Source organism: Marinobacter gelidimuriae (genome assembly GCF_000372805.1).
Taxonomy (GTDB): domain Bacteria; phylum Pseudomonadota; class Gammaproteobacteria; order Pseudomonadales; family Oleiphilaceae; genus Marinobacter; species Marinobacter gelidimuriae.
Map to the genome: position 1 here is coordinate 1 of NZ_KB889933.1, position 10,499 is coordinate 10,499.

10 protein-coding genes and 2 pseudogenes are annotated in these 10,499 nt (G+C 56.0%); 4 read left to right on the plus strand and 8 right to left on the minus strand.

Features of this window, described 5'->3' with window-relative positions; translation table 11 throughout:
* The coding region (locus A3OI_RS0116840; protein ID WP_018405411.1) for a YeeE/YedE thiosulfate transporter family protein at positions 1-619 on the plus strand (619 nt) is incomplete at its 5' end.
* Between the two features lie 257 nt (positions 620-876).
* Positions 877-1,575, plus strand: coding sequence for an SDR family NAD(P)-dependent oxidoreductase (locus A3OI_RS0116845; RefSeq protein ID WP_018405412.1), 699 nt, complete (start codon positions 877-879; stop codon positions 1,573-1,575).
* Between the two features lie 336 nt (positions 1,576-1,911).
* On the opposite strand, the pseudogene A3OI_RS0116855 reads toward A3OI_RS0116845, so the two are convergent.
* From A3OI_RS0116855 to A3OI_RS0116885, 7 genes and pseudogenes are all read right to left on the minus strand, one after another.
* Positions 1,912-2,256 (minus strand): annotated as a pseudogene (locus A3OI_RS0116855) (thiamine pyrophosphate-dependent enzyme); the annotation flags it as partial.
* 81 nt (positions 2,257-2,337) lie between these two features.
* On the minus strand, positions 2,338-3,924 hold the full coding sequence (locus A3OI_RS0116860) for an FMN-binding glutamate synthase family protein (RefSeq protein WP_018405416.1): 1,587 nt from the start codon (positions 3,922-3,924) through the stop codon (positions 2,338-2,340).
* 290 nt (positions 3,925-4,214) lie between these two features.
* Complete coding sequence (locus tag A3OI_RS0116865) at positions 4,215-4,700, minus strand: YHS domain-containing (seleno)protein (RefSeq protein ID WP_018405417.1); 486 nt, start codon at positions 4,698-4,700, stop codon at positions 4,215-4,217.
* Positions 4,701-4,854: 154 nt separating this feature from the next.
* The gene (locus A3OI_RS0116870) at positions 4,855-6,288 is read right to left on the minus strand and encodes a patatin-like phospholipase family protein (RefSeq protein ID WP_018405418.1); all 1,434 of its coding nucleotides are present in this window, start codon (positions 6,286-6,288) and stop codon (positions 4,855-4,857) included.
* 73 nt (positions 6,289-6,361) lie between these two features.
* Positions 6,362-7,377: pseudogene (locus tag A3OI_RS24740) on the minus strand (ADP-ribosylglycohydrolase family protein).
* Positions 7,378-7,534: 157 nt separating this feature from the next.
* Positions 7,535-7,912: a cupredoxin domain-containing protein gene (locus A3OI_RS0116880; RefSeq protein ID WP_018405419.1), complete on the minus strand. Its 378-nt coding sequence runs from the start codon at positions 7,910-7,912 to the stop codon at positions 7,535-7,537.
* A gap of 85 nt (positions 7,913-7,997) precedes the next feature.
* Positions 7,998-8,999, minus strand: a complete 1,002-nt coding sequence (locus A3OI_RS0116885) for a hypothetical protein (protein WP_018405420.1) — start codon at positions 8,997-8,999, stop codon at positions 7,998-8,000.
* Positions 9,000-9,204: 205 nt separating this feature from the next.
* Between A3OI_RS0116885 and A3OI_RS0116890 the strand changes: the two genes are divergently transcribed.
* Positions 9,205-9,387, plus strand: coding sequence for a hypothetical protein (locus A3OI_RS0116890; RefSeq protein ID WP_155903201.1), 183 nt, complete (start codon positions 9,205-9,207; stop codon positions 9,385-9,387).
* A 63-nt stretch (positions 9,388-9,450) separates the two neighbouring features.
* Here the strand turns inward: A3OI_RS0116890 and A3OI_RS0116895 are convergent, their stop codons facing one another.
* Complete coding sequence (locus A3OI_RS0116895) at positions 9,451-9,861, minus strand: MerR family transcriptional regulator (protein WP_018405421.1); 411 nt, start codon at positions 9,859-9,861, stop codon at positions 9,451-9,453.
* Between the two features lie 106 nt (positions 9,862-9,967).
* Here A3OI_RS0116895 and A3OI_RS0116900 point away from each other — a divergent pair.
* A partial coding sequence (locus A3OI_RS0116900) for an IS1595 family transposase (RefSeq protein ID WP_018405422.1) occupies positions 9,968-10,499 on the plus strand: 532 nt, incomplete at its 3' end.

The window sequence follows — 10,499 nt, forward strand, 5'->3', positions numbered from 1 at the left end:
CGGGCTGCTTGCCTGGTGGGTCAACCGCATTGAGCGCAAGGCCCATGGCTCGATTGAACGGGATGAACTGCTGTGGAAAAGCCAACACCACGGCGTGCTGAGAACGTTGCTCAGTGGCCGCTGGCCATTTACTTGGGCGATCCTGATTCTGGCCGCTGGCAATGCCCTCACCATCGCCATCGGTGGCGCACCCTGGAGCATTACCTTCGCGTTTAACGTCTGGGGCGCCAAGGCGCTGGAGGTGGTGGGTGTGAATATGTCCCAGTTCGAGTTCTGGCAATGGGACTACCCGGCTATGGCTCTGAAGGATTCAGTGCTCACCAACATCCCATCGGTAATGAACTTCGGATTGCTGCTCGGTGCCATACTCGCGGCGGGCCTGGCTAACCGCTTCAATGAAGCCAGTCGCAACAGGCCCGAAGGCCGGCAGTTTCTGGCCGCCGTGGTGGGCGGATTGCTGCTCGGCTATGGCGCCAGGCTGGGCTTTGGTTGCAACATCGGGGCGCTGTTTTCTGGCATTGCCTCGGCCAGCCTGCATGCCTGGGTATGGTTCGCCAGCGCCTTCGTCGGGTCGTTGATTGGTATCCGGCTACGGCCCTGGTTCCGGTTGCCAAACTGATGCGGGGGGAAACTATGGAACGAGCCTACAATACGAACCCGTATCCTGTTGATTCTCGGAATGATTTTGGCGCTGATCTTGGTGGATCATCTGAACAGTCCAACCTATGCATTTAACTCCGGGCAGGGTAACGTGGAGACAGCGTTAAGCCAGAGGGGCGAAACGGCTTGCGCGCCTTGTGGAGCACCCTGTCCCTCAACACGAGACTGACCAGTTCCTGACAAACTAGCCGGTGTGACCGACGGGAGAGACAGCAGATGAACAAGGTATGTGTTGTTATGGGTGTTGGGCCAGGCAATGGCGAGGCCTTTGTGCGGCGTTTCAGCGCCGAGGGCTTTCAGGTGGCGATGCTGGCCCGTAGCCAAGACTATCTGAAGCAGCTGGAGCAATCGGTCACCGGCGCCCGTGCCTTTGTGTGTGACATGATGGAACCAGAGCAGATCACCGCAGTGCTGGCCGCAGTCGAGAGCGAGCTCGGGCCGGTTTCGGTGATGATGTATAACGCCGGCGGCGGTGTCTTCAAGAACGTGGAAGAGGCCAGCCTGGAAGACTTCGAGGCCAACTGGCGCATCAATGTGCAGGGCCTGGTGGCGGCCACCAAAGCGGCGCTGCCTCAGCTGCGCCAGCATGAAACCGCCAGCATTATCATCACCAGTGCCTCAGCGGCGACCCGGGGTCGGGCCAATACCGCACCCTTTGCCTCGGCCAAAGCCGCCCAGCGCAGTCTGGTCCAGTCAATGGCGCGCCAGCTTGGGCCGGAGAAGATCCATGTGGCCAATGTGGTGATCGATGGCGTGGTGGACCTGCCTCGTACCCGCGAGTGGCTCGCGGGCAAGCCGGACGATTTCTTCGTGAAACCTGCAGCCGTGGCTGATGCCGTCTGGAATCTCTGCCAGCAGGATCCCTCAGCCTGGACCTTCGAGCTGGATATCCGACCGTTCGGGGAAAGTTGGTAACGGCGTCCCAATTGCAGTCTAAGGGCCGAGGGTACCTATAACTCGCGATGCAGTTTGTCGGGGTTGAAAATGAGCGAATAGCCAACATATCAGAGTCAGGAGAGACAATATTCACTCACACTATCAAGGTGCAATATGACTCAGCAAACGAAAGTCGGGCAGCCATTCCCAGGCGGTCTTGTGAAGATACTGGATGATCAGGCCATCGCGACTGATCCTGAAAGAGTCGATGCGCCTTAGCCAGGGCACCCATAACCGTTTACGCCGAGTCCATAGGAATCTCGCGGATGACGTTTTGATCATAAGGCCGCAACACTTGCAAGCTGTTGGTTGTGTTCACAGTTGGCATGTTTTCTCCTTAAGCATGACGTTGAGGATTTCGTGATTGAGTGAGTAATCCACGGGCAGTTCAATGACGTGAACCCCGGTAGACGTCAAGCAGGTGTCCAGAGTTTGTTGAAAGTGCTCATCGTTTTGTATCCGGTAGCCGTGGGCGCCGTAACTTTGGGCGTAAGTAACAAAATCCGGGTTGGCGTAATCCAAGCCAAAATTGTCAAAACCCATGGCATGCTGTTTCCATTTAATCATGCCGTAGGCATTGTCGTTGACGATGATCACCACGAGATTAAGCTTCAGGCGGACAGCGGTTTCCAGCTCCTGTGAATTCATCATGAAACCGCCTTTTCTGTCGCTGGGCACGCTGTTGGTCATTGGAAATCCTTATTGGTCAGGCTCAGAATTGGAGATCAAGACAGTGCATTCCTAGCGCCAACTGTACGCAGTTGCCTGATGCCAGTCGCTGGCCCATGAATCCGGCGCGCAGTCCGTATGCAAGAGGCAGCCCTCATCAATACAGGGATACAGCTGGGCATAGTTCATAACACTGCCTTGATTGACCCGCCGATTAATATCCGCGGGCTCCAGATCTTCCAGTTGATCCTTGCCCAGGATGCTGAGCAGTTCCGTCAGGGTTTCCATGGATGAGTGATGGTAGTTCGCAACCCGCATGCCTTTGTCGGTGACCTCCAGTTGTTTGTAGCGGGCGGGGTTCTGGGTGGTGATACCGGTAGGACATTTGTCAGTATTGCAGCTGCGGGACTGGATGCAGCCCAGTGCCAGCATCATGCCGCGGGCTGAATTCACGGTGTCGGCCCCGAGAACCATCATTCGCAAGATATGAAACGCAGAGAAGGCCTTGCCGGAGGCAATAATTCTGATCTTGTCGCGAACACCGATGCCTCGTAGGGCATTGTGCACAAAATGCAGGCCATCGCGCAGCGGCATGCCCACCGAGTTAGTCAACTCAACCGGCGCGGCGCCGGTGCCGCCTTCACCGCCGTCCACGGTAATGAAATCCGGCCGCAGGCCGGTTTTCAGCATGGCCTTGCAAATGCCAAGGAACTCCCGCCGGTTACCGGGGCACAACTTGAATCCAACCGGCTTGCCGCCCGAAAGTTCCCGAAGCTGGGTGACAAATTGCAGCAATTCCACGGGACTGGAGAAAGCCGAGTGCCCGGGTGGTGACAATACGTCCTCCCCTATGGGCACCATACGAATACGGGCAATTTCTTCGGTAACTTTGGCGGCTGGCAGCACGCCGCCATGCCCGGGTTTGGCGCCCTGGGACAGCTTGATCTCGATCATCTTGACCACATCCTGTGTCGCCTGCTCTGTAAACAGGTCCGGATCGAATACCCCGTCCGGCGTGCGGCAACCAAAATAACCGGTTCCGATTTGCCAGATCAGGTCACCACCGTACTCAAGGTGCCACTCGCTGATCCCACCTTCGCCGGTGTTGTGGGCAAAATTTCCGAGTTTCGCGCCCCGGTTGAGTGCCATCACGGCATTGCGGCTCAGGGCGCCGTAACTCATGGCGGAGATGTTCAACGGGGAGGCGTCGTAGGGTTTGACGCAGTCAGGCCTGCCAAACTGAATCCGAAGATTAGTCGGAATGCATTCTCTGGGTGCCAGGGAATGGTTTACCCATTCGTAACCATCGCGGTAAACATCGAAGATGGTGCCAAAGGCGCGGGTATCATTGTCTTTTTTGGCGCGCTGATAAATCAGGCTGCGGAATTCCCGACTGACCGGAGCGCCATCGAGATCGGACTCTACAAAGTACTGCTGCAGCTCCCGCCGAACTGACTCGAACAGGTAACGGAAATGGCCAACAATCGGATAGATCTTGAGTAGAGTGTGTTTGTTCTGGATAAGGTCATGAATACCCAGAACAATCAACGGCCCGATGATCAACCAGACCCAGTTCACTCCCGGCCATACAATACCGGCGAGGAGCAATACAGCGCTTAGCACCAGACCTGAAAGAATAAAAATGTGGCGGAAGACCATGAGGCAAACCCTGTTTTCTAATGATGAAGTTTTGTTGTTGATCAGTAATAAACGACACGCTGTGAGCCTGATTGTTACAGTGAATGTTCCCCGCCGTTGCCATGCTCGCATTCCCGATCGCCAAGAGAGAAGGCAAAGTTATTGTAACGGATCCGGTAAAAGCGGGCGTGTTGATGGAGTGCGTCGCAGAGACGCACGGAAGCCTCGGCCTACTCCAGGTTCGGTTGCTATGTTATGCCCAGCATGAAGGCACCCGGATGACCCGATGTTTAAAGCGAGGATGAACAGTTTCAGAACTTGATGTTAATAAAATTACTTTGTGCTCTTTTCATCAGCTCGCGCTCGGTCATTGCTCCGGATCTGATTGTCTCCTCCCATCGCTTGCGTCCATTGTGTTCTGCAGAACGATGGAATAACAGGAGCTGGCCATCCACGATCTTGAAGTTGGTGGGATCAATGGGTTCGCTGCGGCCCATGGCAAGGTTATAAGGGCAGTGATTTGGAAAAGCCGGTGCGAAATTCGCGGGCGCAGCGTCAAACATCTGCTTTTGGTTCTCATCGGTAAACCAGTAGGTCGTTCCTTTGTAATTACTGTGGAACTGAGCAGAGCCCTTTTCCGGTACTCCCTGCTTAAAGTACGAAACCGGGCTGTATCCGCCGAGGGCTGCAAGCGGACTTGCAGGGTACTGGTTGTCTGCCATGACCGGCAATGCCGTAAAGCTGACCATGAGGGCCAGCAACAGTGCCTTGAGAACTGGTTGAAGGTTATTGGACATAGAGTGTCGCCGCTTTAGTTGAATAACGTGAGGGGTCGCTGTCCCTTTGAGACTGACTAGACAGAACCGTCGTTGTTACACAAAGCGGGGAAAAAGACCGTAGATGACCGCAATTTGCCATCAAGCGAAGATCCGAAGGACAGCTTTGGCTCGCTCATGGCGGAGTACCGATTTTAGAACCATCCGATGCGTTGGATTCCGGCTTCATGTCAACGAGAAACTTTTGGAACGGTTCTGATTGCTGCAGAAGCTCCCCGCCAAGCCTGATCAGAGCGTCGACCTCATCAGCTGCCAGCGCCGCCGTGGGGAGCCTGTGATACTTCTCTCGCCTGGCAGGATCCTCAATCTGGTTGAATGTCAGGGTTGTAAAGTAGACATTAACAGGAGGCTTTTCGGGCGGACGGCGGCGGTTGAGGCTTTCACCCCAGGCCAGAAATTCCCGACGGGCCTGGGCGATATTTTCAGTGGTTAATGTATTGAACGTCGCATCAAAGGAGGCCTGGAGGGTATCGAATGTTCCTGGTTCCCTACCCGACACCGCCCAGGAATATGGTGGATAAACCTGAGCATTAACGAGAATGACGAGAACTTTTTCGACCTTCTCGAGGGCCGTTTCTGTAAAGGCACCGGCCATGCGTTTGACATCGCCACGATGGGCGATCGGGCTCATCATGGAGCCCCGTACGCCGATATTGTCGGTGATGCCACCGTCCGCCAGATTGAGATACGGCATATCCCCCTGCTCAATGTAACGGGATAGCCCCTGTGCTACAGCAAACTCTCTGGACAGCAAGTCACGGGTTTCCAGAGCATGACTGATCCAGGGTTTGTGTCTCGCCCCGCAGCCTGGGTGATTGCGGAGCCTAACGGCAGCGAACGCGGGTGGCACCGTAGAGGAGGCCATGACGGCACTGGCAACGGGGTAGCTGTTCAAATCCGAACAGAGCAAGTCAAACTGTGGCTGAATAAAACTGAAGGTCAGGGAATTGTTCAGATCGGTGGCATTGATAATGACGAAAGGACGCGGCCCAAGGGACAGCTCCGCAAAGGTTTTTCCATCGAAAATCCTGTCGTTCAAGAACTCCGCCATCAGATCCGAGCGGTTAAAGTCGGGGGAGGCAAGCCTGGCCATGTTGAAGGGGTTGGCCAGCATCCAGCCATAGGTGCGCGGCCAGTTGCGACGCAGAAAACGTTCCTCGAAGTCTTCGAACAGTCGATCCCCGAACAGACCATAATAGGCAGCGGTATAGCTGCCACCGGAAACTGCGGAAATCACATCGACCTGATCCAGCAACCGGGTAAGCTGGTCATCGATTACGAGGCGCTCATTGCGAAGGGCATCCAGAACGCCATAGGACAACGCCGCTGCCCGGGTGCCACCTCCGGAAAAGGCAAGCACAACAAATAGCCGGTCGTCATTCTCGGGCAGTCGTGATTCGAAGTCGTATCGCGACTGGGAGGACCTCTCGCTTAAATTGGCATTGAGTACGCCCGTCGAACAGCCGGTTACCAGAAAAGCCAGCACTAGAGCACCGGCAAGCCTTGCTGAATTGAGTTTGGCGCGGTGATGATGATGTAAGCGATTCATTTCTTAGCCTTCGGTGTAACAATCAGGGCCGTTTGTTGGTCAGTTGAAAACAAACATTTTTTAAACTGCAACGTCAATCCGGCATTTGCGAGGCCAGGGCGTGGGCCAGTCGCTGCAGTTTATCCGTTCGGTCAAGGCCGTCCAGTAACCGCTGCGGAATACCGAGGCCCACCAGCGCTCCGGTCAGCATGGCGCGGGACTGATTCTGGCCGCCGCCATTGATGGCGTTAAGTACCGCATTTTCGAAATCATCACGGAACCACGCAGCCAGGTAATAAGCGGCGGGTAACTGATGGTAGAAGGCGCAAGGCATGCCGTAGAGATGGGAGACCTTCCAGGCGGGTTCGATACGAACGTTCGGGTCCCATGCCATGGCTGCGATATCGGAAGCAGCGTGCAGGGCATCCCTGACAATGTGGCGCCTGGCCCTAAGTGGCAACTGCGGGTGATCCGGGGCCGGTTTCCGGGTGGCGACCGGCTCAAAGGACAAGGCACCCTCGGCTATCCACTTCATAGGCTGTTCTGAAATACGCTCGTCCAGTGTATCCCCTCGAATCAGTCGGGCCAGAATACAGCCATAGGCAACGCCCATGGACAGCATGGCTTCGCTGCTCTGGTCAGCGCCGTATTATCGGCAATCGCCTGGGACATCAGGGCGGGCTCGACAGCATGGCGCACGGCAATGGCGAGGGTTCGTTCCATGGCCTCAGTGGTGTCTGCTGCGCTGCCAATGTCATGGCAGGGGCGCTTTTGAAAGACCCGCCGACGCCAGGCGTGGCGAATGGATTCACTGGTGTAGTTGCCGGGGCCGCTTTTGGGCTGGCCATCCAGCAACGGGAAAAGCTCATAATCCAGGCGATGGCAGAAATCGGCCTCACGGTAGCCATTACATTCCACCAGTGAGTGCAGCATCAGTTCCAGAATAAAACCGGCCTGGGCACTCTGCCCGGCCTTCAGGCCGTGGTGATAACGCCCCGGTTTCGGTGTGGTGTAGTCGTTAATCCAGTCACCGTAGGTTTGATGCAGGTCCTTCAGGTCGTAATACCAGTGTGGGCCAACGCCCAGAGCTTCGCCCACGAATGCGCCCATGATGGCGCCGATAGCGTGATCCCTGGGCGTTTTGGTCACGACATACCCCCGGTGTTAGTTTTCATCGTCAATCCCTTCGGCTCTTTTCATCTCATTGTCACCACAATGAACGGCTGAAAGGCGCCAACAGTCCCCTTCAGCCTGTATGATCTCTCCATCATTTGGCAACGAGCGCTCCTTTCATCCCGGCTTGCTTATGCCCGGTTACATTACAGAAAAATTCCAGTTCCCCGCTTTCGGGGGCTGTCACAATAATGGTATCCGAGTTACCGGTCTGCAGGGTTTCGGTCTTTCCTCCTTTGCCCTTGGTATGCAGATTGTGGCTGAGGTTACCCTTGTTAACGAGCTTGATCTTAACCTGGGAGCCGGGCGCCACCTCGATCTTTGACGGTTCAAAGGCGAACTCTTTCGCCACCACTTCCACGGTCCTGAGATCGCCCTGCCTTTGTTGGTCAGCGGAGACTGCGCCTGTGCTCATGGCCAGCACAAAAAATATCAATATTGAAGCAGACGGAAGCATTCTGAAGCGTTTCATAAGCCTCACCTTGAGTAATGGAAATTTGGCGACGGAACCAGGCCGGTGCCCGGTTCCGCCGTTTGATGCCTGAACGTTCCCGGGATCAGAGAACCTCTACCTGATCCTGCTCGAACATGATGTGAAGGAATGGCTGCTTTTTGCCATTTGGCAGCTCGAAGGCGGTGGGAACAGGGGAAAACACAGGGCCCTTTTTCGTGCCTTTGATAGGCGGCATCATCAGATGTGTGTGATGCTCCTGACCACTGATATGGCGCTCCTCGGGAGCAAGTGGCAGGTCCTTCGTGTGTACGAGTTCATAGTCCTTGTTCCGCACCACTTCGGAGGTCATCAGGTGCATCACCCGGTGATCGTCCACCAGTTCGCCGTTGATATACAGATCGCCAACACCCCACAGAGCAGCGATTGTATCCACCTTCGGCATCAGCGGGCTACCGGTCCCGGTGGCACCGTGGTGAACCGAATCCAGCATGACACCACCCTCGGTTTCATAACCGGGAAACGGCGGCTTCACTACATGGTCCAGGACCACACGGTACTGGTTACCCTGTGGGTCAGAAAATTCTGCCGAAAATTCGGCGGTATCCGGTGTTTGTCCCGGTTTGCCCGGAGGGTCTGTTTTCACCCTATCGGTGAAAGTGGCTGCGAAATTGCCCTGTATAATCCGCGCTTTGTTGGAGAATGGAGTGGGCTGGGCAAATACGTAATCGCCGTTGGGCATAACCTTACGCCCCTGCTCGGGGGCAGCCACCATGATAGGAACCTGCTTCAAAAGCTCCGGAACCGTGTCGGGGCCTTTGCTCGCCTTAGCCGCTCTGATTTTCGGTTCAAGCAGCATTTTCGGGTTGTCCGGCGTGCCGAATGTTTCCGGATCCAGCTTGCGAGGACCGGGGAGCACCCAATAAGTTACCTTGCCCTCTTCCTGCGTTACTCGCTTTTCGCCAAGGGGCTGGGATGCGCTCTCGCTGGAGGCGCCGGAGTACGCACAACCCGCCAGAAGCATAGACGCCGTCACCGCCGCTAGCGGCAAAGTAATGAAATCGGGTTTCATGCTCAACTTTTTTATGGATTTGCTCGTGAGAAACATAATCGAATTTCCTCAATTCATTGCATTGGAGTATGTAGTCGCACTGCTGCATTCTGCGGCCCGAGTCCTCTCCTGCCTGAAGCAGAAGCTACCTTACTGACACAGAATGCTGGCAAGTGTTACAGGCTATCTTCAACTCACTGAAAAATTTTGAAAAACGCTGCTCAACTAATCCCGCCTGGCGATTATGGCCGAGACGAAAAATATGATGAGGAAAACCGGGCGCATCCCAAACACGAATACGCTGAATCTGGAGGGCATTGGCGTCGATACCCGGGGTGGCACTATATTTGGTGGACGATCACCTGCAAACCACAGTGCCATGCCGGCGGTGGGCTTTACCGACGCCCAGGTGGCTACTGTCTGCCCGGCTTTCAGGCCGTGGTGAAAATGCCCAGGGCTTCTCCCACGAACGCGCCCATGGCGCGATCCTGATGTGTTGCGCTCATTTCTATACTTCCTCGGTCGGGGCGTCGAGATTGCCTTGCAATGAGTGAATGATTGGGCATCGCTTTGGGTCTTCACTGCACCGGCAACGTTCCACCAGATTGTCCAGAGTGGATTCCATCTGTCGTAAGCCGGCGATCTTGCGTCGCAAATCATCCAGTTTGCGCTCAGCCAAGGCTCGAGTCTCATCACAATGGGCGCCGTCTTCCAGCTTAAGCAGCCCTCCGATTTCATCCAGACTGAATCCCAGCCATTGGGCGGTGCGGATGAAATGAAGGCGCGCGAGGGCCTGTCCGTCGTAATAACGAATGCTGCCATAGGGCTTTTCGGGCTCCGTCATCAACCCCCTGCGCTGGTAATAACGGATGGTTTCCACCCCCATACCGGAGGCCTTGGCCAGTACACCGATAGTCATTGAGCATTGTTTTTCCTGATTAGCAATGATCGTCAGCCCAGCTTTCCTTTATGGCGGCGAGCGCTATACTGTACATACGTATAGCTTCCAGATGGAGAATGACGCCATGGCCATGAACCCCATCCAGTTCCAGCCCGGCCTGTCGATGCCCGAGTTTTTCGAACGCTATGGGACCGAAGCGCAGTGTGCGGCGGCGTTAGAGCAGACGCGCTGGCCGAACGGCTTTCGCTGCCCTCGCTGCGAGAGCACGACCTATTCTCGGGTGAACAGGCGTCACCATACGCTGTTCCAGTGCCGCGCCTGTCGCCACCAGACCTCGCTGATCGCCGGTACCCTGATGCAGGGCACCAAGCTGCCGTTGGCCACCTGGTTCCTGGCGATCCACCTCATCAGCCAGGCCAAGACCGGGCTGTCGTCGCTGGCCCTCAAGCGTGACCTCGGGGTGAGCTACCCGACGGCCTGGCTCATCCACCACAAGGTGATGGAGGCGATGGTGGAGCGCGAGGCGCGCTACGTCCTCGACGGTCAAGTGCAAATCGACGATGCCTACCTGGGCGGCGAGCGCAGCGGCGGCAAGGCCGGACGCGGATCGGAGAACAAGGTACCGTTCGTGGCCGCCGTCTCGCTCAACGAGGCGG